Annotated in this window: 24 protein-coding genes and 2 tRNA genes; 13 read left to right on the top strand and 13 right to left on the bottom strand. The window is 52.8% G+C overall.

Annotated features, from left to right (window positions below; all coding sequences use genetic code 11):
- The first annotated feature begins 423 nt into the window (after window positions 1-423).
- On the top strand, window positions 424-648 hold the full coding sequence (locus RAC90_RS05365; protein ID WP_006118773.1) for a DUF2594 family protein: 225 nt from the start codon (window positions 424-426) through the stop codon (window positions 646-648).
- A gap of 33 nt (window positions 649-681) precedes the next feature.
- Here RAC90_RS05365 and RAC90_RS05370 read toward each other — a convergent pair whose 3' ends face one another.
- The 3 genes from RAC90_RS05370 to RAC90_RS05380 form a co-directional block, all read right to left on the bottom strand.
- Window positions 682-1,293: an acyl-homoserine-lactone synthase gene (locus tag RAC90_RS05370; RefSeq protein WP_006118772.1), complete on the bottom strand. Its 612-nt coding sequence runs from the start codon at window positions 1,291-1,293 to the stop codon at window positions 682-684.
- Window positions 1,294-1,414: 121 nt separating this feature from the next.
- Window positions 1,415-2,137 carry a transcriptional regulator SdiA gene (sdiA, locus tag RAC90_RS05375; protein ID WP_054634200.1) on the bottom strand — a complete coding sequence of 241 codons (723 nt, stop codon included), beginning with the start codon at window positions 2,135-2,137 and terminating at the stop codon, window positions 1,415-1,417.
- Between the two features lie 907 nt (window positions 2,138-3,044).
- On the bottom strand, window positions 3,045-3,740 hold the full coding sequence (locus RAC90_RS05380) for an extensin family protein (protein WP_054687934.1): 696 nt from the start codon (window positions 3,738-3,740) through the stop codon (window positions 3,045-3,047).
- Between the two features lie 285 nt (window positions 3,741-4,025).
- Here RAC90_RS05380 and cycA point away from each other — a divergent pair, with 285 nt between their 5' ends.
- Entirely contained in the window at window positions 4,026-5,420 is a 1,395-nt protein-coding gene (gene cycA / locus RAC90_RS05385; RefSeq protein ID WP_054634202.1) for a D-serine/D-alanine/glycine transporter, read from the top strand.
- Between the two features lie 39 nt (window positions 5,421-5,459).
- Here cycA and RAC90_RS05390 read toward each other — a convergent pair whose 3' ends face one another.
- The 3 genes from RAC90_RS05390 to RAC90_RS05400 form a co-directional block, all read right to left on the bottom strand.
- Entirely contained in the window at window positions 5,460-6,434 is a 975-nt protein-coding gene (locus RAC90_RS05390) for a metal-dependent hydrolase (RefSeq protein WP_054634203.1), read from the bottom strand.
- A gap of 47 nt (window positions 6,435-6,481) precedes the next feature.
- Entirely contained in the window at window positions 6,482-7,117 is a 636-nt protein-coding gene (gene rutR, locus RAC90_RS05395) for an HTH-type transcriptional regulator RutR (protein ID WP_054634204.1), read from the bottom strand.
- Window positions 7,118-7,251: 134 nt separating this feature from the next.
- Window positions 7,252-8,157 (bottom strand): DMT family transporter, encoded by a 906-nt coding sequence (locus RAC90_RS05400; protein WP_054634205.1) that lies wholly within the window; start codon window positions 8,155-8,157, stop codon window positions 7,252-7,254.
- A 469-nt stretch (window positions 8,158-8,626) separates the two neighbouring features.
- On the opposite strand from RAC90_RS05400, the gene wrbA reads away from it, so the two are divergent.
- Genes wrbA through RAC90_RS05415 form a run of 3 tightly spaced genes read left to right on the top strand, consistent with a single transcriptional unit; the run spans window position 8,627 to window position 10,907 of the window.
- Window positions 8,627-9,226 carry an NAD(P)H:quinone oxidoreductase gene (wrbA, locus tag RAC90_RS05405; protein ID WP_006118683.1) on the top strand — a complete coding sequence of 200 codons (600 nt, stop codon included), beginning with the start codon at window positions 8,627-8,629 and terminating at the stop codon, window positions 9,224-9,226.
- A gap of 20 nt (window positions 9,227-9,246) precedes the next feature.
- A complete protein-coding gene (locus RAC90_RS05410) occupies window positions 9,247-9,477 on the top strand; it encodes a YccJ family protein (protein WP_006118682.1) in 231 nt (76 codons plus the stop codon).
- A 56-nt stretch (window positions 9,478-9,533) separates the two neighbouring features.
- Window positions 9,534-10,907, top strand: a complete 1,374-nt coding sequence (locus RAC90_RS05415; RefSeq protein WP_110267822.1) for an NAD-dependent succinate-semialdehyde dehydrogenase — start codon at window positions 9,534-9,536, stop codon at window positions 10,905-10,907.
- A gap of 66 nt (window positions 10,908-10,973) precedes the next feature.
- Here RAC90_RS05415 and agp read toward each other — a convergent pair whose 3' ends face one another.
- The 3 genes from agp to RAC90_RS05430 form a co-directional block, all read right to left on the bottom strand.
- Entirely contained in the window at window positions 10,974-12,581 is a 1,608-nt protein-coding gene (agp, locus tag RAC90_RS05420) for a bifunctional glucose-1-phosphatase/inositol phosphatase (RefSeq protein WP_375124079.1), read from the bottom strand.
- A gap of 261 nt (window positions 12,582-12,842) precedes the next feature.
- Window positions 12,843-12,930, bottom strand: a tRNA-Ser gene (locus RAC90_RS05425).
- A gap of 71 nt (window positions 12,931-13,001) precedes the next feature.
- Window positions 13,002-13,089 (bottom strand) — tRNA-Ser (locus RAC90_RS05430).
- Window positions 13,090-13,311: 222 nt separating this feature from the next.
- Between RAC90_RS05430 and yccA the strand changes: the two genes are divergently transcribed.
- Complete coding sequence (gene yccA, locus RAC90_RS05435; protein WP_006118679.1) at window positions 13,312-13,968, top strand: FtsH protease modulator YccA; 657 nt, start codon at window positions 13,312-13,314, stop codon at window positions 13,966-13,968.
- A gap of 102 nt (window positions 13,969-14,070) precedes the next feature.
- Window positions 14,071-14,397 carry a sulfurtransferase TusE gene (gene tusE / locus RAC90_RS05440; protein ID WP_006118678.1) on the top strand — a complete coding sequence of 109 codons (327 nt, stop codon included), beginning with the start codon at window positions 14,071-14,073 and terminating at the stop codon, window positions 14,395-14,397.
- On the opposite strand, the gene yccX is transcribed toward tusE, so the two are convergent.
- Entirely contained in the window at window positions 14,398-14,676 is a 279-nt protein-coding gene (gene yccX, locus RAC90_RS05445; RefSeq protein WP_375124080.1) for an acylphosphatase, read from the bottom strand. It abuts the gene before it with no gap.
- A gap of 81 nt (window positions 14,677-14,757) precedes the next feature.
- Between yccX and rlmI the strand changes: the two genes are divergently transcribed.
- Window positions 14,758-15,948, top strand: a complete 1,191-nt coding sequence (gene rlmI / locus RAC90_RS05450) for a 23S rRNA (cytosine(1962)-C(5))-methyltransferase RlmI (protein ID WP_205954433.1) — start codon at window positions 14,758-14,760, stop codon at window positions 15,946-15,948.
- 59 nt (window positions 15,949-16,007) lie between these two features.
- A complete protein-coding gene (gene hspQ, locus RAC90_RS05455; protein ID WP_006118675.1) occupies window positions 16,008-16,325 on the top strand; it encodes a heat shock protein HspQ in 318 nt (105 codons plus the stop codon).
- A 33-nt stretch (window positions 16,326-16,358) separates the two neighbouring features.
- On the opposite strand, the gene RAC90_RS05460 is transcribed toward hspQ, so the two are convergent.
- Window positions 16,359-16,772 (bottom strand): CoA-binding protein, encoded by a 414-nt coding sequence (locus tag RAC90_RS05460; protein WP_033737602.1) that lies wholly within the window; start codon window positions 16,770-16,772, stop codon window positions 16,359-16,361.
- Between the two features lie 167 nt (window positions 16,773-16,939).
- Between RAC90_RS05460 and RAC90_RS05465 the strand changes: the two genes are divergently transcribed.
- Both RAC90_RS05465 and mgsA read left to right on the top strand, forming a co-directional pair.
- Entirely contained in the window at window positions 16,940-17,578 is a 639-nt protein-coding gene (locus RAC90_RS05465; protein ID WP_375124081.1) for a DUF2057 family protein, read from the top strand.
- 68 nt (window positions 17,579-17,646) lie between these two features.
- Window positions 17,647-18,105, top strand: a complete 459-nt coding sequence (gene mgsA, locus RAC90_RS05470; protein WP_039341234.1) for a methylglyoxal synthase — start codon at window positions 17,647-17,649, stop codon at window positions 18,103-18,105.
- 1 nt (window position 18,106) lies between these two features.
- On the opposite strand, the gene helD is transcribed toward mgsA, so the two are convergent.
- Window positions 18,107-20,161, bottom strand: a complete 2,055-nt coding sequence (gene helD / locus RAC90_RS05475) for a DNA helicase IV (protein WP_375124082.1) — start codon at window positions 20,159-20,161, stop codon at window positions 18,107-18,109.
- 123 nt (window positions 20,162-20,284) lie between these two features.
- On the opposite strand from helD, the gene RAC90_RS05480 reads away from it, so the two are divergent.
- Together RAC90_RS05480 and yccS are read left to right on the top strand one after the other, a co-directional pair.
- Complete coding sequence (locus RAC90_RS05480) at window positions 20,285-20,728, top strand: YccF domain-containing protein (protein ID WP_375124083.1); 444 nt, start codon at window positions 20,285-20,287, stop codon at window positions 20,726-20,728.
- On the top strand, window positions 20,709-22,856 hold the full coding sequence (gene yccS / locus RAC90_RS05485; protein ID WP_375124161.1) for a YccS family putative transporter: 2,148 nt from the start codon (window positions 20,709-20,711) through the stop codon (window positions 22,854-22,856). The genes RAC90_RS05480 and yccS overlap by 20 nt, the downstream gene beginning before the upstream one ends.
- Here yccS and RAC90_RS05490 read toward each other — a convergent pair.
- On the bottom strand, window positions 22,853-23,479 hold the full coding sequence (locus tag RAC90_RS05490) for a TfoX/Sxy family DNA transformation protein (protein WP_033737607.1): 627 nt from the start codon (window positions 23,477-23,479) through the stop codon (window positions 22,853-22,855). The two genes, yccS and RAC90_RS05490, sit on opposite strands and share 4 nt — an antisense overlap.
- Between the last annotated feature and the right edge of the window lie 113 nt (window positions 23,480-23,592).

A 23,592-nucleotide genomic window follows, 5' to 3' on the forward strand; every position in this document is an offset into this window, starting at 1 on the left:
CACTCCGCAGCTAATAAAGAGGTAGCATTTAACGATTGCAAGCGGCAATCATACCTGTTTTTGCATTAAAAGCACAGATACAAAGTGGCAGGTCAGATCGCGTCAGTGTTTTATCTTCATGCAACCTGGCTCTGTTCTTGTTTACGCCTGCAGGAACAGACCTGACAGCCTGCATAATGTAAAAAAAATGTTTTATCAAACAGTTACAACAATCAGACGATATTGTATTTATGAGATTTTTACCAAACTGCGACGCTCTCGTCAGCTACTATTCACATCCGTGATTAATTAATATGACTGAACTGACATAGTTAAACAGCCTGCGTTGCCCACGCTAACAGCAAGTGGTCTTTCGTGTGATATACTCACCGATTGCTGCGCGTAAAGATTGTAGAGACGATGTTAATCACCAAGGAGAAATTCATGAGCGATGAAGATTTCGCTACCTCGCAGGAAACGCAAAAATTATCTGATGAAGTGGCTTGCCTTAAGATGATGATTACTTTGATCCTGAAAGGGATGGGCCAGGCTGATGCCGGAAAAGTAATCATTAATATGGAACGTTATGTGAAAACACTGGGCGAAAAGCCGCAGGCAGACGTGTTCAGTAACACCATTAAACAAATCAAAGCGGCTTATCGCCAGTAATGGCTTGTGCTGCCCCCGCCCGGGGGCAGCGCGCTAACCGTTCGAATGCCAGTTAACGGACACGCCGAGTGAAGGCAGCACCTCTTCCGGGCTGAAACGCCGCGTACCGCGGTATTTCTCTGCCAGCGCAGGTTGACTGACGGGGATACGGATGGCAAAGAGATTATCCTCTGACAGAATTAAACCCGGCGTCAGAGGTTCATAGACGACCTGATGTTCTTCAAACATTTTTTCCAGCATCGGCGTAGCCGAACTGATAATGCATTCAATGCCGTTCAGCTCCGCCAGCTGTACCGCATGCCACAGAATATTGAGCGGTAGCTCAGGATCCACTTCCAGTCGTGCAGAGAAGCGGGACATTTCCCAGACCTTTTCATGATCGAACGGCAAAACAATGCCTTCCGTTTGCTCGGGTTCCGTCCAGGGCATCAGGCGGGCGCAGCCGCTAATGCCGCTTCGCACGCTCCAGGCGATTAACCAGGTCACATCAGAGCGGTCATACCGGTCATATTCTTGCCCTGGTGTACTCAGACGCGGTGGAATCGACCAGCCTTCACCCCGCGCAAACACGCTGTAACGGTAGCTGCCAAGTTCGGCAAGCAAAGAGGATGGCATATCCTTTAACTGCGTTTGAACTATTTTCATCATGCGCCTCTGACATCCCCATGTTTGCAATGATTTCTATGCGCCTGCCAAAAGCGCACCCGCGCAGGGTAGAGAAGTCCCTTCAGGTAAGGAACTACTAAAGTTGGCAGTTGCTTTTCTTTTAAATCACACCAATTGCTGCGGCATAGCAGGCAATCTGCGTTTTATTGGAAACATTAAAACGTTTTTTCATATTTTTTTGGTAAAAATTTACGGTGTGTTCAGAAATCGACAAAATAAGTGAAATTTCCTGAGAGGTTTTTCCCTCTGCGGTCCATTTCAAAATTTCCAGCTCACGCTGGCTGAAATCATTTCCCTGAACCATCAGCGCTTCATCATTGAGGCGTTCAAGTAAGCACAAGCTTTGCTCGGCGAGGAAGTGCAACTTTACCTCCAGCTCCACTTGCCGACAGTCAGTAATAAAGGGACGATGCGAACCTATAGATAATATACCAACGGCTCGATTTGACGCCATTGCAGAACAAGAAAATCCGCTCAGCAGCCCAAAATTACCCGCGTCTTGCCACATTTCCTTCGCCGAGCAAAAGAGTTCAGGTGTCCATTCGACCCCCTTTCCAGCACGCAGGCAGCGCTGCAACACGGGGTCAATGGCATAATAATTCCGTTCCTTATAACGTTTAATCCACGCTTCGGGGTAAGTATCATGCAAATAAACTCGCGGACGCGTAAAAGGAACGCGATGCTGGATAAAAAAAGCGAAAAAATCGAAGCCCAGTGACTGGATATAATCCTGTAAAAGCCCCTTTAATTGCGGAGCTGCCGTTAATACCTGAAAGTGCTGTTCAACATTTTCACGCCAGGAAAAATAATCTTCACCTATCATATTGCCTCAAATTCAACAACTTGCCGGGTATTTCTGATTAACACGTTATGTAATTAACTTACTCTTTGTTGCAACTTCATAAAAAGCATTATTTTCATTCTGGCGACAACGACTTGCAGAGAAAAGGATAAAAATACAGGGTAAGCAAACGCTTCGGGATAACTCAGGCGAGTGCAACAGAGGAAATAATAAGATTTTTCTTATATTTTTTCAATCATTTAACATAGCCATGATCAACAAATATCACTCGATAAGTTGCGCCCGGCAACGTATTATGCTGAAAAAAAACGCAGATCATATCTTGTAAAATACGATGTCTTTTTCAGGCAATAATCGCCGCATGTTTTCTGCAGTCAGGCAGGGAAAGCCCCCCTTTTCTGGTACGCGTTTTACCCGGATCTTTTGGTCCTACAAAAGATGGCTTATGGCTCTGCGTCGTTGGGCAGACGGCCGTACAAGGCCTGTTGACTGGCCAGCATAATGGCACTGCCCGTCTTTACAGGCAAGACGCCTGGCGGATGGCGCAGACCTGTGGCCGCTGTCATTTTGGCCTGGTGCGGACTTGTACAGATAACGTATTTAATAAATAACGCATCTGAAAAGAGAAAAATAATTATTTAACGATACTGTCATCCTCCTTTATTTATGTACAGATAACTCAAATTTATCGCCCTGTTAAAACGGCATATTCACCCAGTCAGGTAATAAAAACGCAGTATCCTCTCTCAATTTGGTCATTTAGCAGGCAATGAACGGTGATAACACCGGGTGAATGATTTAAATAACACTGACGCCATGAGAAAAAATAAGCCGATGTGACACCCTTTTTAAAACGGTAAAAAAGCAGAACAGAAGAAAATAATATTAAACCCACGACACAGTTTTACGGTGAAAGTAAAGGTTAATCTCACCTGCAATAACCCGCCCCCCGCATGCCCAGATGAAAATGTGTAGCATGCGCGCGATTATAATCAGGCCCAAGCGCATTACCAAAAAAGTTACAACCCGATCGCCATAATGCATGAAGTAATAGTGATTTCTGGCCAGGTTGTTGCCAGTTTTTTCCTGGCACCAACCGCTCGCCGTTAGCAAGCTGGTAGGCGGTAATATCCCAGGCATCCGCGCTGGCATGTTCACTCAGCCGTCCGGTGGCCTGATGGTAGATGTTGCGGCAGGCATAACTTCCGACATGTTCAATTCGGGTCAGATCACTGCCAGACAGATGTAACATTTGCTCGCGGCTGTAAGCCACGTACATTGTAGCCGCAACGGCCATTGGGCAACTGGCGAGGAAACTGCTGCTGAGCGAGACGGGCCCAAAATTTTGCAGCCTGAGGGGGCTGGACAACGGGCAGGCCCCTGTCACCGCCGGCCGTTGACTGAAATGTACAACGCCGGCCTGCTGTGCACGCTGCATCACGTCAAGACAGGCGGCGGGATCAGTTTGCAGTCTTTTGAGTTTTAATCGCGTCATCCAGCCCGGCGGATCCGTTACAGAGAGTGGCGTAAAGGGATTAAATTGCGCAGGAAGGTGCTGTTTTAACCATGGCAAACTCATCCACCCCACTCCGGTCATGATGATAAGCAGAACAAGTGTGCGCATAGAACCTCTGTAGCTGAAAGAAGCTGTACGGAGGTAGTGTAGAAGCACACGGCAGGATACGCTTAAAAGATGACACAGGGTGATGAAATATTACCTAATCTGACGTAAAAATCGCCAACGTTAAGTGAAAGCGCCGTTTTAATGCCAGCGTTGTCCGATATTGTTAAAAAACAATTACCGTTTTCATTAACACTTCCACTATCTTATGCCAAATTGCTCCCGGCAATCCGGTATTCTCAACAGCCACCAGAGCTGACACAACATCAAGACAGGAAAGACACTTTCATGGTTGATCAATCTACTCAAACGCAGGCGAGCTCACAGGGCGATGACACGCTGCGACGTAATCTTCATAACCGACACATCCAGCTCATCGCTATTGGCGGTGCGATTGGCACCGGTTTGTTCATGGGCTCGGGTAAAACAATTAGTCTGGCAGGACCTTCGATCATTTTCGTTTACATGATCATCGGCTTCATGCTGTTTTTTGTCATGCGGGCAATGGGCGAATTACTGCTGTCGAATCTTGAGTATAAATCCTTTAGCGACTTTGCGGCTGACTTACTGGGTCCCTGGGCCGGCTACTTCACCGGCTGGACATACTGGTTCTGTTGGGTTGTTACCGGCATTGCCGACGTGGTGGCTATAAGCGCCTACTTCCAGCTCTGGTTTCCCGGCTTTTCGATCTGGATGAGCGCACTGCTATGTGTTTTTGTTTTCCTGGCCTTAAACATTGCCACGGTGAAATTATTTGGCGAGATGGAGTTCTGGTTTGCCATCATCAAGATCGTGGCGATTGTCGCGCTGATCATTACCGGGATTGTGTTGGTGTCCATTCATTACCCGTCGCCGGGTGGTGGCACCGCTGCACTGAGTAATATCTGGGAGCACGGGGGGCTTTTCCCGAAAGGACTGAGCGGATTCTTTGCCGGATTCCAGATCGCCGTCTTTGCGTTTGTCGGTATCGAGCTGGTGGGCACAGCGGCGGCCGAAACGCATGACCCGCACAGGGTTTTACCGCGGGCCATTAATGCCATTCCGCTGCGCGTCATTATGTTCTATGTTCTGGCGCTGCTGGTGATTATGTCCGTTACCCCGTGGACCGAAGTGCTGGCCGATCGCAGTCCGTTTGTGGAAATGTTCGTGCTCATTGGCCTGCCAGCTGCGGCCAGCATTGTTAACTTCGTGGTCCTGACGTCGGCGGCATCCTCAGCCAACAGCGGTATTTTCTCCACCAGCCGCATGCTGTATGGTCTGTCGCAGCAGGGCGTTGCCAGCCGTGCTTTTGGTCGTTTATCGTCACGCGCGGTGCCCACGACCGGCTTGTTCTTTTCCTGCTTTTGCCTGCTGTGTGGTGTGGCTCTGATTTACCTGATCCCAAATGTGATGACGGTCTTTACGCTGGTGACCACCGTGTCTGCCATTCTGTTTATGTTTGTGTGGACCATTATCCTGTGCAGTTACCTTGCATATCGCAAAAAATTTCCGGAACGTCATGCCGCCTCGACATTTAAAATGCCTTTAGGCAAATTCATGTGCTGGGCATGTATGGCGTTTTTTGTCTTTATACTGGTGCTGCTTACACTGCAGGAAGACACGCGACAGGCACTCATGGTCACGCCGTTGTGGTTTATCCTGCTCGCCGCAGGCTGGCAACTGCGTCGACGCACGCGTCGTTGATATAGAGACTGAGAAAAGCCCGACGCACGTCGGGCTTTTTTATAACCGCTCAAGTATACGACTGACGCCGCGGCGCAGGGCCCGTTCACCAGACGGCAGGCGCTGTGGCTGCAAATCAGGGCTTTCCGCCGTGCCCAAACCAAACGTAAACGTGTAATGGCTCCCTTCTCCCATACGCAAATCTGCAATGGTGACCTGCCCGTCACGCTCATCCATGGCATAAAAGCCATGGCTGAACCAGGCAACACGTTCTGCCAGCCAGTTTCCTTTAAACGGGACGAATAGCTCAGGATGACGCGGCCGCCACGTTACCGTGACAGGACGAGCAGGCGACAGCAAAGACCAGTAAGCCTCGCCATAGCGGTCAGGCGTGATGATGACGCTGCGCCAGACCAGCGTATTGAATGCCGTTGGGGTGACCAACACCTTGTCAGTCGCCACCCCCTGCTGTTCGAGTGAGTGTTTAATGTGTTCATCAGCCACCTGCTGAATGACCATACTCCAGGCGAGGTAGCCGGTACTGAGTGCCAGCCCCGCGTGATTCCAGCGTAATCCCCGTCTGTTACGCCGCCACAAAGCGACACAGAGCCCGATGATAAGCGGCAACGTATAAAGCGGATCGACGATGTACATGCTGCCAATCGCATAAGGATGATCGGTGAGAGGCAGCCCAAGCTGAGTGCCATAGACTGTCATCAAATCAAGAAGGGGATGCGTGATCAGCGCCAGCCAAATAGCAGGCCACCAGGCGATCCATGTCACGCCGGATTTGAACAGCCGCGCGACCAGCGCGGCGAGCAACGGTGAACACAACGTCAGATAGAGTAAGGCATGGCTTTCAGTCCGGTGCAGCGTCATGTTGCGGATAGCATCACCGTGGTCGATAAACACATCCAGATCGGGCAATGTGCCACTGATTGCGCCTACCGCCGCGGCTTGCCAGGCAGGTACGCGCCGCCCCATCACAGCCAACGCCACGGATGCGCCCAGAACACATTGTGAAACAGAATCCATCACGCCACTCCCTTGTCTGTTACAGGGCTGAGTTTGATCGCGTTTTATTAACGAACGCGAATGCCTTCAATAATAATGCGCTGAACGTTCTCCACCGTTTCCTCGAAGAAAACAGGATTGCTGAGCTGATTCCCCGTGATCGCTTCGACCTGGCTGGCAAAGTCAGCATAATGCTGTGTCGTCGCCCACAGCATAAAGATCAGATGCTGAGGCGCAATTGACGCCAGCCGTCCTTCAGCTATCCAGCGCTCAATTATCGCTGTTTTGTCGTCCATCAACGTCTTCAGATCGCCGGCCAGTTCACCTTTCAGCAAGGGCGCACCCTGCAGCATTTCCAGGCAAAACAACTTTGATGCCTGTGGATAATCGCGAGAAACCTCCAGCTTAAGGCGAATATACTGACGCACGGCGCGCAACGGCTCCTGCTCGTAAGTCAGGGCACGTAGCGGTGCCAGCCAGACATCCAGGATCTCTTTTAATACGGCAATATAAAGCGCTTCTTTAGAGGGATAGTAGTACAGCAAATTGGTTTTGGAGACGCCAGCCTGCTCCGCGACTTTCTCCAGCCGCGTCCCGTGAATACCAAACTGGGAAAAACAGGTCAGGGCAGCCTGCAGAATTGCCGCACGTTTCGCTGCAACGGCGACCGCACGACGCGTTGGCCCGGGCGTAGCCTTTTTCATACGTTTCTCCTTCACGTTACCGTTACGCATCACGGCAACAGACTGTTTTCAGGCGGTAACGTGCCGACAGCTGTGATATACGGCGCAGGGAAAGGGCCACACTGACAGGGCCATAAGCACTTATTCTCGCGCCACTATTCATCGGAAGAGGCCGATGGCATGCTACGTTTCCAGCGCAACTCGCTGACAATGACTCCGCAGACAATCAGGATACCGCCAAGAATGGCAGCGGCCGGCAGACGCTCGCCTGCTACACGCCCCACCACACCCGCCCAGACCGGTTCACCGGCATAAATGACCGTGGCGCGTGTCGGTGATACGCTGCGTTGAGCCCAGTTCATTGTTACCTGTATCAGCGCACTGGCTGCGCCGAGCCCGACCGCGCTGACTAACAGCGGGGTCGATAACGCAGGCACGGATTCACCATTCGGGATCATAAAGCAGAAGGCACACAGGGAAGCGACAGTCAGTTGAATGAAGGTCACCCGACGCACATCAACCTGACCGGCAAAACGACTGATAAGAATGATTTCTCCGGCAATAGCCAGCGTGCTGAGTAACGTCGCGGCTTCCCCTTGATTCAGCGCAATTCGGCCATCCTGCGGCCCCGCGACCAGAATCAATCCGCAGAACGCCAGTGAAATACCCAACCACGCCATCAGTTTTGGCGGACGGCGCAGAAACAGCCACTGCAACAGCGGCACCACGGGAACATAAAGCGCGGTGAGAAACGCTGACTGACTGCTGGATATCGTCTGCATGCCCCAGGTTTGTAAGCCGTAGCCCCCCGCAATCGTGAGGCCGATCATCGTGCCCGCTTTGACTTCGCGCCAACAGACAGCAGCAAGATAGCGGCGGAAAAAAAACGCCAGTAACAGCGCAGCGGTAGCAAAGCGTAAACCGACAAAGAAGAACGGACCTGAATAATGCATCGCCTGATGCACGATCAGAAACGTTCCCCCCCAGATTACCGTAATAAAAATAAGGACCAGTTCCTGACGCGTAATACCGACGGTCAGTTTGCGAGTCGTATCCGACATAATTCACCTGTATCTGTTTTCAGGCGCTATTGTGATCAGTGATCCGGGCGAATGCAATTCCGTTTCCTGCCGCGTGACTGTCGCCTCGCATCAGGCTGCACCCCGTCACCTGACACGGTCTGGGCTGGAGCGATAACAGGTGAACATACCTGCACCTGTTTGCGATCTTCTGATGCATGAACGTTCAGTGCCACATCGCTTCACGTGAGGCGGCTTGATGTTCATCGAAGGTCATGTGCGTGAAAGCCGGTGTGACATTCCACCTTTTAAGTCTCCGGATTGCTGAAAATTACATTTAGAAACAGACTCTACGCTAAGAATTGACTTAAAAGACGACGATTAATCCTTAAAAAAAACCGCTCTCAGCATTTTCAGTGTCGTTACGCTGACTGTCTGACCGGTGATTTCTCACAGTCAGGTAAAGCTCTTCTATACTTTTCGATGTGTTGACTAACTCCCGGAGAGATCAATGGCTAAGATTCTGGTGCTTTACTATTCAATGTATGGACACGTTGAAACCATGGCGAACGCTGTCGCGGAAGGCGCACGCAAGGTGCCTGGCGCCCAGGTAGATGTGATGCGCGTCCCCGAAACCATGGATGCACAACGCTTTGCGGAAGTTGGCGGTAAAACTCAGCAATCCGCGCCTGAAGCGACGCCAGAGATACTGCCTGACTATGATGCCATCATCGTGGGCACCCCTACCCGTTTCGGCAACATGTCAGGGCAGATGCGAACATTCTGGGACCGGACAGGCGGCCTGTGGGCCTCTGGCGCGCTCTACGGCAAAATTGCCAGCGTCTTTACCTCCACCGGTACCGGAGGAGGACAGGAACAAACCATTACGTCTGTCTGGACCACCCTCGCCCACCACGGCATGGTCATCGTGCCTATCGGCTATGGTACCAAAGAGATGTTTGACATTTCTGAGGTCCGCGGCGGTACGCCTTATGGTGCCACTACGCTGGCCGGTGGTGACGGTTCACGTCAGCCAACCCAGGAAGAATTGATTATTGCCCGTTTCCAGGGCGAACACGTTGCCGGGCTGGCAGCAAAACTTAAGGACTAACCTTTCAGAAGGAGATCAGTATGTCGACGAATCAGTCAAAAGCACATCACGTAGGTGAATGGGCCAGTTTGCGTCACACCTCGCCCGAAATTGCCGAGGCCATTTTTGAAGTCGCAAACTATGACGAGCGCCTGGCGGAAGAGATCTGGCGTCAACAGGGAAGCGATGACGTATTAATCCGCGCATTTGAAAAAACCGATCAGGACGTCCTCACGTGGGACGACAAAACGGTTGAGCGAAAGAACGTCTGACGGCATGGCGGGCCTGGCCCCGCCCTTTTTTTTTATCGTTGACCACGGAGAATTCTATGTCTTCCTATCAAAGCATCAACCCGGCAAACAATCAGTTAATGAAAAGCTGGCCTTCCCATGACAGCGCGGCCGTGACGCAAGCGCTGGAAACGGCGGATCGGCTGTTCCACTCTGACTGGAGTAAAGGCGCTATTCAGCCACGACTTCAGGTATTGAAAAAACTGGCTGATCTGATTGATGATCGTGCGGAAGAACTGGCGACTATTGCCAGTAAAGAGATGGGCAAGCTGATTGGCCAAAGCCGTGGCGAAGTCAAAATCTGCGCGCAAATCGCCCGCTATTACGCTGAGCATGCAGAACGCATCCTGAAGCCACAACCTTATGAAAGTGAGTTGGGCGACGCCTGGGTTGAGTATCATCCCATTGGTGTGCTGGTTGCGGTCGAACCGTGGAACTTCCCTTACTACCAACTGATGCGCGTGCTGGCACCGAATCTGGCACTGGGTAATCCGGTACTGGCTAAACACGCCAACATCGTACCGCATTGTGCCGATGTCTTCGAAAAGCTGGTGAAGGAAGCGGGCGCGCCTGAGGGTGCCTGGACCAACCTGTTTATCTCTACCGATCAGGTTGCGGAACTGATTGCCGATGACCGGGTACAGGGCGTGGCTCTGACAGGATCCGAACGGGCGGGAAGCGCCGTTGCTGAACAGGCCGGTAAGCATTTGAAAAAATCTACGCTGGAGTTGGGCGGCAATGACGTCTTTGTGGTCACGGAGGATGCCGATCTGGATGAAGCCGTTCGTCAGGGCGTGCAGGCGCGACTGAGCAACTGCGGTCAGGTCTGTACAGCAGCCAAACGTTTTATTCTGAACGAGAAGATTGCAGATACCTTTATCGATAAATTCAGTGCGGCGCTTAACGCTGCGGTGTTGGGCGATCCGCTGGATGAGAAAACCACTCTGGGACCGCTTTCGTCGGCTGATGCGCGCGATCGTCTGGTTAAACAGGTTGATGAAGCCGTCGCAAACGGCGCTAAGCTGGTCACAGGTGGTAAAGCGGTGGCGGGCGTAGGGTGCTATTACCAGCCCACGCTGCTTACCCATATCACCCGCGATAACCCTGCCTATTTTCAGGAGTTTTTTGGCCCGGTGGCGCAGGTTTATGTGGTCGCCAATGATGACGAGGCGGTGGCCCTGGCCAATGATTCACACTATGGGCTGGGCGGTTCCGTGTGGACACGCGATATTGCGCGTGGCCGTAAGCTGGCCTCCGCCATTGAAACGGGCATGGTGTTCATCAACTCGCAGAGCGACACCTCTGCGGAGCTGCCTTTCGGCGGTGTGAAGCGTTCTGGCTACGGACGCGAACTTTCCGATCTGGGTATCAAAGAGTTTGCGAACCAGAAACTGGTGGTTGTGGCCGGATAAGCGCAGCCTGAAGCGTAAAAAAACCCCGTCATAACGGGGTTTTTTGTTTTCAGTGACCGAAAGCTATTAGTTGGCTGCAGCGGGCTGCTTCGCAGGACTGTTATCTGTTTTATTTTGCGCGTTGGCGGCGTTTTCCGCTTTGGCTTTGTCATCCGCCGCTTTCTGGGCAGCAGCCTTATCAACGCTGGCCTTCTCATCCGCCGCCTTTTGCGCAGCGGCTTTATCTGCGGCGGCTTTATCAGCTTTCGCTTTCTCGTCAGCCGCTTTGTCCGCCTTTACCTTATCGTCAGCCGCTTTCTGGGCAGCAGCGTTATCAGCCGTCGCCTTATCGGCGCTGGCTTTATCGTCAGCTTTTGACTCCGCAGGATTCGCCGCGCCCGCGTCGGCACTGGCCGCTGGCTGCTCTGCCGCCGCCGGTTGCAACGCGGTCCCCTGCAGCGCGCTGTTCAGCACCTGGGTAAACTGCTCCCAGCTGCAGTAACCGTTCGCGTCAGTCGGACAACCCGCCAGTTGCAGGGTGACGCGCTTCGGTGGCGTTTTCAGACTTAACACCTGGGCATCGCGCAACTGATCGGCGGTCTGATACACGTATTCCATCTTCAGCAGGTCTTTGTTGTTTTTGGCATCATGCCAGCGTTCAAACACCACCTGTCCACCAATGGGTGTTTTCTCATAGGTCTCTGGCAGATCATAAGGTTTGACCTGTAAGGCGCTCAACAATGACGCTATGTTGGAGTCATGCCCTACCATCAGGGTCACTTTGGGTGAGTCAGCTTTATCCTGATCGATGAGCTGGCTGCGGATATAGTCCACCAGCGGAGCCGCGACGTTGCGTGCCACATCTGGTGTGGTAAACAGCGTGTCCTGATAACCGTTTTTAATCGCTGACAGTGACTGCCACTGCTCAGGGGTTTTAATTTGCCCCCAGGCAACCTGATCCAGCGGAAAGCCTTCGTAATATTGCAGCGTAAAGGCATCCATGAGGGAATTCCCCACTTTCAGCGGTCCGTTCACGCCAGGCTCTTTGCCGTTTTCAACAATAAAGGTATTTTGCCCACTGCTCAGATCGCACTGCTTTTTGTTATTACAGGCCGGAGAAGACTTGTAGTCGACAATTTTGTCCAGACGCTGATACGCTGGCTTCAGGGCCAGCTTCTCATTAGCGGCAGTCATGTCCGCCAGCGCTTTTTTGATGAATTCTTCATTGCCGTCGGTGATCACGGGATTAAATACCGGATCCATGCTGCCCATTTCATCCTGATGGGTCACCGCAATATCACAGCCCGGGAAGGCACCATTCACAAAAAACTGGGCCGTCGCTACGGTACGTTGCAGGCTGTTTGCATAGACAAACACGCTGTTGCTGTCCGGACAGGCGCCGTTCTTCACCAGGCCCTGCTGCGCAAGCCACTGGCGCGTGTAGTTACCCATATAGACTTCGAGCACGCCACCTTTGGTGGTCAGTTGCCCGCCGGGCACCTCCCACTCTGGCCAGCTTTTTTTGGTGGACTGTGCCAGTACGCTACCGTTATCCGCAAGCGGCGCACGCAGATTATGGCGGCTAAACATCAGTACCTGCTGGAGCTGCATCTCGTTATCCGCGGCGTGGGCCAGCGTCCCGATCGGTAATGCAGCGAGTACCGACAATGCGCAAAGACTCAGTTTCTTGATCATTGTGCCTATTCCATTCATTCAGTAAAAAAACACTCTGGCTATCAACCGATTAGCTCGCCATAGAGCGACGTGACGGATAGTGTAACTCAGCTTGCCCCTGAAAAGCGCCAGGTGAAAGTAAAAACAATTACTGGACTATAGCAGAGATACCGGACGCGGGTAAAAACAGTCCAGTTTACTGAAAAGGCAGGGATAATAATGGAGAAACGTGTCAGGCACGTTAAACGAAACAGGCCAGCACGCTGTGCTGGCCTGTGAATGTGGCGGAGGAAGAGAGATTCGAACTCTCGGATGGTTTCCCATCGGCGGTTTTCAAGACCGCTGCCTTAAGCCGCTCGGCCATCCCTCCGGGTTGTCATACTACTGCAAAGGCAAGATGCGATAACGCTGTCTTGCCACTTCACTCTTTAAGAGATGAAGTGGCGGAGGAGGAGAGATTCGAACTCTCGGATGGTTTCCCATCGGCGGTTTTCAAGACCGCTGCCTTAAGCCGCTCGGCCACCCCTCCGCAATGACGCGCACTATAAACATCCCCTATGGAGATGTAAAGCCTGTGATAATCCGTTCGCCTGAAAAACAGTCAAAAAAGCGTTATTCGTTGTCAAAATCGCCAGTATGCTCAAAGAATTAGCGTTTTTTTCGCGTAAAGAAGGGTAAAACCTCTTTTCCCGCTTTATCGCGCTGCGTATTCTCAACGCATATTTGGTGTTCTGCCTTACAGGAGCGCAACATGGACAGAATAGTTTCATCATCATCGCGACAGTCATTACTGAGTACGCACAAGGTCCTGCGTAACACCTATTTTCTGCTGGGCCTGACCCTCGCCTTTTCCGCGCTGACCGCAACAGCGAGCACACTGCTGGCCCTGCCCGCCCCGGGTTTGATCCTGATGCTGGTGGGCTTCTATGGTCTGATGTTCCTGACCTACCGTCTGGCTGACAGCCCGACGGGAATTTTAGCTGCTTTCGCATTTACGGGCTTCCTGGGCTACTGTCTGGGTCCTATCCTGAGCACCTATCTGGCCGCAGGGATGGGTGACGTGATCGCCCTGGCGCTCGGCGGAACGGCACTGGTGTTTTTCTGCTGCTCTGCCTATGTGCTGACGACAGGACGGGATATGTCCTTCCTTGGCGGCATGATGATGGCGGGCTTTGTCGTGTTACTGGTCGCCGTTGTGGCGAACCTGTTCCTGCACTTGCCAGCGCTGCAACTGGCGATTAGCGCCCTGTTCATTCTGTTCTCGGCGGGGGCTATTTTGTGGGAAACCAGCAACATCATTCATGGCGGCGAAACCAACTATATTCGTGCAACGGTCAGCCTGTATGTTTCCCTCTATAACATCTTCGTGAGCCTGTTAAGCATTTTAGGTTTCTCACGCAGTAACTAACGCACTGCAGGTAAACTGAAAAACCCCGCTCAGGCGGGGTTTTTGCTTTTTCTGTGGGGCCAGTTTGGTAAACTGCAGCCCGAACGAATCTGAGGATGCACTATGAATTACAACGGTGACGAAATTGCTGTCGATGCCGAAGGTTATCTGAAAAACCATCAGGACTGGAGCGAAGGCCTGGCGCTGCAGATTGCGGCAGAAGAAGCCATCACCATGACAGATGCCCATTGGGAAGTCGTGCGCTTCGTGCGCGACTTTTATCTGGAATTTAATACTTCCCCCGCCGTAAGAATGCTGGTGAAGGCGATGGCAAAAAAGTATGGCGAAGAAAAAGGAAACAGCCGTTACCTGTTTCGCCTTTTCCCCGAGGGCCCTGCTAAGCAGGCAACCAAAATTGCCGGTCTGCCAAAACCGGCAAAATGCCTGTAATCAACCCGTGGTGAAGCCGTGCGGCATGTCAGCGGCATGATGCGGCTCCACCAGGACCTTTTCTACACGGGCTGTGCGCGGCCCGCCCGCTTTTAACCAGTCGAGTAATGCATTGACCTGTTCGGTATCGCCGCAGGCCAGGACTTCCACACGACCATCTTCAAGGTTCCAAGCGTAACCCTGCACGTTAAGTGTGATTGCTTTCGCCTGGGTGCTGTAACGGAAACCCACGCCCTGCACCGTGCCCTGTACCCAGGCTTTGTAACAGACCTTCGCCATGGCCTTCTCCTGCCTTTCGTTGCAATTTGCCGTTATCCACTGGACAATAGCGCCTCATTTTTTCAGGTAAGCATAGCAAATATGACCGTTCGATTGATTCTCGCGAAGGGACGTGAAAAGTCCCTGCTCCGTCGCCATCCCTGGGTTTTCTCTGGGGCCGTTGCTCGTCTGGAAGGCAAAGCGCAACAAGGTGAAACCATTGATGTCTGTGACAGTAATGGCAAATGGCTGGCTCGCGCCGCCTATTCACCGCAGTCACAGATTCGCGCCCGCGTCTGGAGCTGGCAGCAGGACGAATCCATCGATATCGCCTTTTTCGTGCGGCGTTTTCAGCACGCGCTGGTCTGGCGTGAATGGCTGGCTGAGCGCGATGGGCTGGACAGCTATCGCCTGATCGCTGGCGAGTCGGATGGTCTGCCTGGCGTGACTATTGACCGTTTCGGACGCTTTCTGGTGCTGCAGTTATTATCCGCCGGCGCAGAATACCAACGCCCGGCTATCATTTCAGCGCTGCAGCAGTGCTTTCCGGATTGTGCTATCTACGATCGATCTGATGTCGCTGTCCGTAAAAAAGAAGGGCTGGAACTGGCGCAGGGCACCGTTACCGGTGAGTATCCTCCCGCACTCTTGCCGATCACCGAACACGATATGAAACTGCTGGTGGATATTCAGGGTGGGCATAAAACAGGCTATTACCTTGACCAGCGCGACAGCCGTTATGCCACACGGCGCTATGCCAAAGATGCTCGCGTGCTTAACTGTTTCTCCTACACCGGTGGCTTTGCCGTATCAGCGCTAATCGGCGGTTGTCAGGAAGTTATCAGCGTAGATACGTCTCAGGACGCGCTGGATGTTGCACGACAAAACGTTGAGCTGAATAAGCTGGATCTCGCGCGTGCTAAATTTCAGCGCGATGATGTCTTTAAACTGCTGCGCCGCTACCGTGATGAGGGTGAAAAATTTGATCTCATCATTATGGATCCGCCTAAGTTCGTGGAGAATAAAAGCCAGCTCATGGGAGCCTGCCGTGGCTATAAAGACATTAACATGCTGGCCATTCAGTTACTGAATCCCGGCGGAATATTGCTGACCTTCTCCTGTTCGGGCTTAATGGCTACCGACCTTTTCCAGAAAATCATCGCAGATGCCGCACTGGATGCCGGCCGTGACGTGCAGTTTGTTGAACAGTTCCGCCAGGCGGCCGATCATCCCGTGATTGCAACCTATCCTGAAGGACTTTACCTGAAAGGCTTCGCCTGCCGCGTCATGTGACTTGAAATGACTGTCCCTGCCCCCATATAACAGGCAGGACAGTTTTTTCGGAGGTCATCATGATTGCCAGTAAATTTGGTATTGGTCAGCAGGTTCGTCATCGCCTCTCCGGCGTGCTGGGTGTCATTGTCGATGTCGATCCTGAATACGCGTTAGATGAGCCGCACCTGGATGAAATTGGTGCCGCCGATACCATGCGCAGTGCGCCCTGGTATCATGTGGTGATGGAAGATGAACAAGGCAGTCAGGTTCATACCTATGTGGCTGAAATTCAGTTGGCCGGTGAAACCAGCCCGGAACATCCTGAGCAGCCCTCAATGGATGAACTGGCCGCCTCGGTACGTAAACAGCTTCAGGCTCCTCATCTGCGCCATTAACAGCGGGCGGCAACGGTGTTGCCGCGCCTGATATTAGTGTCCCAGCCCCAGTCTCGGGATCTCGATTTTGGGGCAACGATCCATAATCACCGTCATTCCCGCATCCTGGGCCAGCACGGCGGCCTGCTCATTGATTACCCCAATTTGTAACCAGAGCGAATCGGCTCCGGCAGCGATGGCTTCCTGAGCCACTTCCCATGCCGCCTCTGAATTGCGGAACACATCCACCATATCGATTTTTCCCGGCACCTCTGCCAGCGATCCATAGGCTGTCTGCCCTAACAGGGTTTTGCCTGCCAGCTTCGGACTCACCGGAATAACCTCATAGCCTTGATCAAGCAGATACTTCATTACGCCATAACTGGGGCGTTCCGGACGATCACTCGCCCCCACCAACGCGATGCGTTTTGTCCGGGTCAGTACGTCACGAATAGTCTGATCATTCATGTCCATCTCCTTTCACTTTAATCTTTAGTGTAGATGAGGCGTTACAGAGTTCGCACCTGGCGTAAAGACATATTGTGCCGCTTCGCTCGAATATATATGTATAATTGTAAACTTAATGCCATAATGTAAAAAATTGCTACATCCACCCACTTTTGACCGGAGTCGAAATGAAGCTGTCAATGGCTGTAACGGGGTTTATTGCCCTCCTCGTTTCGGCGTCCTGTTCTGCAATTACGTTAAAACTTGATCCGCAGATTACGCTAATGGTACTGGACGGGCGTAAGATTTCAGGCTCTCTCTTGAAAGGGGCCGACAGCCTGGAGCTTGAACGGGGTCAACATCAATTTTTATTTCGGGTAGAACAACCGGCAGATCCGCGTAAGACGGCGCTACCGGGCTACCAGTCCGTGCCCATGATCGTGGCATTCACTGCGGCGGCAAAAACCATCACGATTCGCCTGCCACCGCTGACCAGTGCGCGCGAGCGACATAACTTCGACCGAACGCTGGCCTTCAGGCTGGTGGACGAGAAGGGCAAAGAAATATTCAGCGTGCGCGATCGGCTGCCCACCAGCCCGGGCGTGGACATCGAAAAAGCCATGGTTAAGTATAATCGCATGGGCCTGGCGGCCTCTGTGCCGCAATTCGCGAATCTTACCGCGCCCTCTCGTTCTGCCCAACTGACGGCGGACCTCGCCTGGTCCGTTCAGAGCACAACGCCTTCAATTCAGCGCTGGTTTGAACGTTTTGATGAAGCAACCCGCCAGCAATTTATCAATCTGGTCAAAATGCTGCGGGCAAGTTGATAGACAGAAAGCGTACAAGGTAAACTGCGGCAACGGGCTGTTGGGCTCACTGGCATCAGGATGCTGTTATGGACTACACCGTACGAACGCTTGGTCAACAAAAACATATCGCGCTGGTCGCCCATGACCATTGCAAAGCTTCTCTGCTGGACTGGGTTACACGAAACCAATCCGCACTTGAACCCCATATTCTTTACGCAACCGGGACGACCGGTAATCTCATCAACCGTCACACCGGTCTGAACGTGAACGCGATGCTCAGTGGCCCGATGGGCGGCGATCAACAGGTCGGTGCGCTCATTGCCGAAGGCAAAATAGATGCGCTGATGTTTTTCTGGGATCCGCTTAATGCCGTGCCCCACGATCCTGACGTTAAGGCCCTGCTTCGTCTGGCGACAGTGTGGAATATTCCGGTCGCCACCAATCGGGCAACGGCCGATTTTATTATTCAGTCACCGCTTTTTTCGCAGACAGTGGACGTACGAATCCCGGATTACGCGCGCTACCTTGCCGAACGCCTGAACTGATTCAGGCTTTACGTAATACGGGTACATCCAGTGCCCGGAACGCATCGACAAAGACTGAGGGTTGCTGTTTATCGAACAGCAACCAGACCTGTTGCCGCGCGCGCGTCAGGGCAACATACGCCAGCCGGCGCTCTTCTGCATCAGGGAAGTCTTCGGGCTGCGGCAGCAGCCCCTGCTCCATAATGGACTCACGCTGCGGCGCGGGAAACCCTTCTTTGCCTTGCTGCAGACCCAGCACAATGACGTAATCGGCCTGCTGACCTTTACTGGCATGAATGGTCATAAAATCGATACGCATTTTTGGCCAGCGGGTTTTTGCCTTATCCAGCAGTTCAGGACGCAAATAGTGATAGCGGGCCAACAGCAGTACGCGCTCATCCGCTTTAACATAACCGCTTAGCTTGTTAAGAAGTGCCTCAAGCTGATCGTGCGGGAGCAAAGCAATCGACTTTTTATTCCCTTTCGTCAGACTGTTTAAGGGCTTACGCAGTTGATGCGGATTTTGCTGGATAAACCGATTCGCCACTTCACCAATACGATCATTGAAACGATAGGTCGTATCCAGCACACAACGATCGCCCTCACCAAAATAGTGATGGAATGCCGTTGTCAGACTCATCTCTGCGCCGCTGAACCGGTAAATTGCCTGCCAGTCATCGCCCACCGCAAACAATGTCGTGCGTGTGTTTTGCTGACGCAGCGCGCTGAGTAAAGCCGCGCGTTGTGGCGAGATATCCTGAAATTCGTCAACCAGAATATGCTTCCAGGGGCTGACAAAGCGGCCCTTTTCAAGGATCGCGATGGCCTGATGAATCAGCCCGGAGAAGTCGACTGCGCCCTCGTCCTTAAGCGCACTTTTCCAGGCCTTCAGAAGGGGTGCCATCAATTTAACCCGCTTACTGAATACGTCGCGCAGCGCGTCAGGTACATCCTCAATCATGGCGGCCTGTGCGCCGCCATGCATCCGCATCAGGCCAAGCCAGCGTTCAAGACGAGACGCCAGGCGCTGTGCTAAACGATCATCCTGCCAGAAAGGGCCTTCGCTGACCTCCCACTCCAGTTCATCACGCAACCATTGCCGCCAGCCATTCGCCTGGGCTTTCTTTTCATTACACTGCTGGCGCCAGTGGTCGATCAGCCATGTCCGACGCGCGTCGGCATCGCTTTCGAGTTTACTGATGACCGGCTGTTTATGACTTCCTTCCCGAATGATATGCAGGGCCAGCGCATGAAACGTACGCGCCTGGATATCCCCGGCCCCTAAGCGGCTTTGAATACGGTCATTCATCTCTTCCGCCGCATGACGACCAAATGCCAGCAACAAAATCTGATCGGCAGCGGCCAGTCTGCGCTGTAACAGCCACCCCGCGCGGGCCACTAATACTGACGTTTTGCCGCTGCCAGCGCCCGCCAGCACCAGCACAGCGTCTTCGCCGTTAACCACCGCTTCTGCCTGTGACTCGTTCAGCGGAGTGGATTCCACCGTGGCGAAAAAATCCCGGTAGCGGGTCAACATGGCGGCCGTCCAGTCACGATTGCGCTGCGTCATCGCCGTCTCGCCCTGCTGCAGCCAGTATTGGCAAAATGCCCAGTTTTCACGGCAGGAATCAAACTGCTCAATGCGGGAAAGCGGCAAAGGTAACGCGTCAAACTGTTTGCGGATCTTATCTTTGATCGCCTGAAGTTCGCTGCGCTTCAGCCAACGCTCCTGTTCGCTGAATCCCTGAATGTCGTCGCGCAGCGCCTGTAAAACCGCCGCGCATACTTCACTCATTTCCTGACTCCAGCTTTGCCACGACTGCATGAGGTAGTGGAAAAAACGCTGCGTCTCCTGCCATTCAGTACCGTGCAAACGCACAACCTTGTTGTCCGCCAGTAAGAATTCCAGTTCACCCCACACCATTCCCCGTTTACAGGTGATGTCGGACAACTGATTGAAGGGGATCAAATATTCGTGTTTGTCGCCGCTGACCTCAACGCCCGCGGATAACAGGCGAACACGATGATAAGGATGCTGGGCAAGCCGTTTGCCCATGGATGTTGCTTTAAGTTCCACGCCGACACCAACGACCAAGATAGAGAGTAATCGGAGTTTACCTGTCAGACTCTTGACGCTCCAGCCTTAAAACACGCTAAACTTGGCGGCACAGATTGCGGAGTGCAAAAGGAAAAGCCTGTTATGCGTACTGTTTTAAATATTCTTAATTTTATCCTGGGTGGATTTTTCACCACGCTGAGTTGGTTATTCGCCACGCTCATCAGTATCGTCCTGATCTTTACCCTGCCCTTAACGCGCTCCTGCTGGGAGATCACTAAGCTGTCATTTCTGCCGTTTGGCAATGAAGCGGTCCATGTTGACGTTCTGCGCCCGGAGAATAAAAGCTCTATCATGAACACCGGCGGCACCTTTCTGAACATTTTCTGGTTTATCTTTTTCGGTTGGTGGTTATGCCTGTCGCACATTTCTGTCGGCATCGTGCAGTGCATCAGCATTATTGGTATTCCGGTGGGCCTCGCCAATTTCAAGATTGCCGCCATTGCACTCTGGCCGGTAGGACGTCGGGTCGTCTCTGTGGAAGAGGCGCGTGCCGCGCGTGATGCCAATGCCCGCCGCCGCTATTAGTATGCTGTCCGGGTGGCGAAAGTATCTTTTTAACAGCACCTGGCGTTATCTGCTGCGCATTCTGTTTGCCTTATCAGGATGTGCGGCTGTGCCCTGGATACTGCAGCAAATTGAGTGGACGATTCCGTTAACCCTCGGCGTGGTTGCCGCCGCGCTGGCCGATCTGGATGACAGGCTGGCCGGGCGGCTTAAAAACCTGCTGATTACCTTACTTTGTTTTTGCATCGCTTCGGTTTCAGTAGAGCTGCTGTTCCCGCATCCGTTGGTATTTATTATCGGCCTGGCAGGTTCAACATGGGGATTCATTCTGTTAGGCGCGCTGGGACAGCGCTATGCCACCATTGCATTTGGCGCCTTACTGATTGCCGTTTACACCATGCTGGGCATTGGGTTGTTCTCACAATGGTATATGCAGCCCATGCTGCTGTTGGTTGGGGCACTGTGGTATAACCTGCTGACGCTGCTGGGCCATTTAATGTTTCCGGTTCGTCCGGTGCAGGAACAACTGGCAGCCAGTTTTTCACAGCTGGCCCACTATCTGGATGCCAAAGCCAATCTGTTTGATCCTGACGCGGGTGAACAGGATGATGCCGCATTTGTTAAAGCCGCGATGGTAAACAGCCAGCTTGTTGCACAGCTCAATCTGACCAAGACCACCTTGCAAAGCCGTTTACGAGGTGACAGAGGCTCACGCGGTACCCGACGCAGCCTGCACTATTACTTCGTGGCTCAGGACATCCATGAGCGCGCCAGCTCTTCGCATCTGCAGTACCATCTTCTGCGTGGCGACTGGCGTTACAACGAGATCCTGTTTCGCTTTCAGCGTTTACTGAATATGCAGGCACAGGCCTGTCGCCAGCTTGCCCGGGCGATTCTGCTGCGCGAACGCTGGGAACATGATGGCCGCTTTGAGCGTGTTTTTGAACGTCTGGAAAATGCAATTCACCGGCTGGCGCAGAGCGAGCCAGATGCCGCCCATACCGGTGCACTGCTTTGGCTGCTTCGCAACCTGCAGGCCATCGATGCACAACTGGCCTCAATCGAAACCGAGCAGGCGCAGGCAGTTGATCCGCAGCACAGCGACAACCTGCTGTCACGCGAAGAACTGAGTGGCTGGAGTGATATTAAACTGCGCCTCAGCCTTCACCTGAGTCCGGCCTCTGCCCTGTTTCGCCACGCCGTACGCATGTCGGTTGTGATGTGTGTGGGATACGGATTTATTCAGATTACCGGGCTGGAGCGCGGCTACTGGATCCTGCTGACCAGTCTGTTTGTTTGCCAGCCTAACTATAGCGCAACCCAACGCCGACTGGCGCTACGCATTGGCGGCACGCTCGCGGGCATTGCGCTTGGACTGCCCCTGCTCTGGCTGGTCCCCTCCATTGAAGGCCAACTGGTCTTGATTGTGGTCACGGGCGTCATGTTCTTTGCGTTTCGTCAGGTGCAGTATGCTCATGCAACCTTGTTCATTACTCTGCTGGTGTTGTTCTGTTTTAATTTGTTAGGCGAAGGCTTTGAGGTGGCTCTGCCCCGGGTAGTGGACACGTTACTGGGTTGTGCGCTGGCCTGGCTGGCCGTCACCTTTATCTGGCCAGACTGGCGTTTTCGCCAGCTTCCGGCGGTGGCGACGCGCACACTCAATGCCAATTGCCGTTATCTGGATGCCGTTATGGAACAATACCATCAGGGTAAAGATAATCGCCTCGCTTACCGTATTGCCCGCCGCGATGCACACAATGCTGACGCGGAACTGGCCTCCGTCGTGTCGAATATGAGCAGTGAAACCCGTACCAACCCTAAGCTGCGGGAATCGGCCTTTCAGCTACTTTGCCTGAACCACTCGTTGCTCAGCTATATCTCCGCGCTGGGGGCGCACCGCGATAAAGTCACTGATCCAGCGCTGCTGGCACTTCTCGACGACACGGTGTGCTATGTCGAAGATGTGCTGCAAACCGACATCGTCAGTGACAGCCGGGCTGAGGAAATGCGTCGGGAACTGGAACAACGCCTTACCCGGTTTACCGCCGGGTCTGATTCGCCTACGCCGCTGGTACTGCAGCAACTTGGGTTACTGGTTGCCTTGCTGCCGGAAATCGCTCGCCTGCGGCGTGCTTTAGGTTCTCACTAAGGCCCTTTCTTCGCCTCTTCCACTGTTTTGAGCGCAGCCTGGTACCATTCACCCAGCTCCGCTTTAACCGTTGGCGGGAGAGCGGCTTCATGATGGCCCGAAATAGCACCCTGAAGCGCCAGCAAGGTTTTGAAACCGAGGTGCTGGTTATAACGTTTTAGTTTTAACCAGCACGCCCTGGCTCCGACCTCGTGCAGGTGTTTAACGCTGCAAATGCCTATCTCATGCAACATCATTTCCAGCCGTAAGCTGACATTAGGCAAATCTTTTAAACGCACCCGGCCTTGTCGGTCATCCTGTTCCCGACGGGCGGTCTGTAGTGAAGCCGCTGAGAGCGCAACCAGATGCTCCGGGTCACACCATAAATTTTCATCAACCCTGAAATAATTCAGGCTGACCGGCATACCGCGTTTGCGAAAAATAAGCGGCTCCAAGGGGCGTTTAGCCACATATTCCCGCAGGGCTTCGCTGGCGCGCAGATAAAGCTGATCGTCTTTTATCAAGGCAAACACGACGCGCTCAACAGCTAAGGCGTAACCGCCAAACTGAGTACGGGATTCGACATTACCTAAAGGCGCCAGTTGTTGTTTTGATCGCAAAACGACCCGCTGTTCTTTCTTCATATCATCACCTCCTTGTAACAAAAACCTGTTAAAAACGTTACTATTCAGTCGGTTAGAAGATAAGAAAATTCAGTTGCAGGTTCAATGAATAAATCACTTTGGCGTCAACATTA

The organism is Pantoea sp. CS_6, from assembly GCF_041954745.1.
GTDB classification, from domain to species: domain Bacteria; phylum Pseudomonadota; class Gammaproteobacteria; order Enterobacterales; family Enterobacteriaceae; genus Pantoea; species Pantoea stewartii.

Excerpts from the sequence above, each read along its gene's own strand:
- RAC90_RS05400 (WP_054634205.1), bottom strand. The coding sequence starts at position 8,157 with ATGTCGGATACGACTCGCAAACTGACCGTCGGTATTACGCGTCAGGAA.
- yccS (WP_375124161.1), top strand. The coding sequence starts at position 20,709 with ATGCCCGCCGCCGCTATTAGTATGCTGTCCGGGTGGCGAAAGTATCTT.
- RAC90_RS05490 (WP_033737607.1), bottom strand. The coding sequence starts at position 23,479 with ATGAAGAAAGAACAGCGGGTCGTTTTGCGATCAAAACAACAACTGGCG.
- cycA (WP_054634202.1), top strand. The coding sequence starts at position 4,026 with ATGGTTGATCAATCTACTCAAACGCAGGCGAGCTCACAGGGCGATGAC.
- RAC90_RS05415 (WP_110267822.1), top strand. The coding sequence starts at position 9,534 with ATGTCTTCCTATCAAAGCATCAACCCGGCAAACAATCAGTTAATGAAA.
- RAC90_RS05480 (WP_375124083.1), top strand. The coding sequence starts at position 20,285 with ATGCGTACTGTTTTAAATATTCTTAATTTTATCCTGGGTGGATTTTTC.
- mgsA (WP_039341234.1), top strand. The coding sequence starts at position 17,647 with ATGGACTACACCGTACGAACGCTTGGTCAACAAAAACATATCGCGCTG.
- agp (WP_375124079.1), bottom strand. The coding sequence starts at position 12,581 with ATGATCAAGAAACTGAGTCTTTGCGCATTGTCGGTACTCGCTGCATTA.
- rutR (WP_054634204.1), bottom strand. The coding sequence starts at position 7,117 with ATGAAAAAGGCTACGCCCGGGCCAACGCGTCGTGCGGTCGCCGTTGCA.
- RAC90_RS05460 (WP_033737602.1), bottom strand. The coding sequence starts at position 16,772 with ATGAATGATCAGACTATTCGTGACGTACTGACCCGGACAAAACGCATC.
- tusE (WP_006118678.1), top strand. The coding sequence starts at position 14,071 with ATGAATTACAACGGTGACGAAATTGCTGTCGATGCCGAAGGTTATCTG.
- hspQ (WP_006118675.1), top strand. The coding sequence starts at position 16,008 with ATGATTGCCAGTAAATTTGGTATTGGTCAGCAGGTTCGTCATCGCCTC.
- rlmI (WP_205954433.1), top strand. The coding sequence starts at position 14,758 with ATGACCGTTCGATTGATTCTCGCGAAGGGACGTGAAAAGTCCCTGCTC.
- RAC90_RS05370 (WP_006118772.1), bottom strand. The coding sequence starts at position 1,293 with ATGAAAATAGTTCAAACGCAGTTAAAGGATATGCCATCCTCTTTGCTT.
- RAC90_RS05410 (WP_006118682.1), top strand. The coding sequence starts at position 9,247 with ATGTCGACGAATCAGTCAAAAGCACATCACGTAGGTGAATGGGCCAGT.
- RAC90_RS05380 (WP_054687934.1), bottom strand. The coding sequence starts at position 3,740 with ATGCGCACACTTGTTCTGCTTATCATCATGACCGGAGTGGGGTGGATG.
- RAC90_RS05465 (WP_375124081.1), top strand. The coding sequence starts at position 16,940 with ATGAAGCTGTCAATGGCTGTAACGGGGTTTATTGCCCTCCTCGTTTCG.
- yccX (WP_375124080.1), bottom strand. The coding sequence starts at position 14,676 with ATGGCGAAGGTCTGTTACAAAGCCTGGGTACAGGGCACGGTGCAGGGC.
- sdiA (WP_054634200.1), bottom strand. The coding sequence starts at position 2,137 with ATGATAGGTGAAGATTATTTTTCCTGGCGTGAAAATGTTGAACAGCAC.
- yccA (WP_006118679.1), top strand. The coding sequence starts at position 13,312 with ATGGACAGAATAGTTTCATCATCATCGCGACAGTCATTACTGAGTACG.
- wrbA (WP_006118683.1), top strand. The coding sequence starts at position 8,627 with ATGGCTAAGATTCTGGTGCTTTACTATTCAATGTATGGACACGTTGAA.
- RAC90_RS05365 (WP_006118773.1), top strand. The coding sequence starts at position 424 with ATGAGCGATGAAGATTTCGCTACCTCGCAGGAAACGCAAAAATTATCT.
- RAC90_RS05390 (WP_054634203.1), bottom strand. The coding sequence starts at position 6,434 with ATGGATTCTGTTTCACAATGTGTTCTGGGCGCATCCGTGGCGTTGGCT.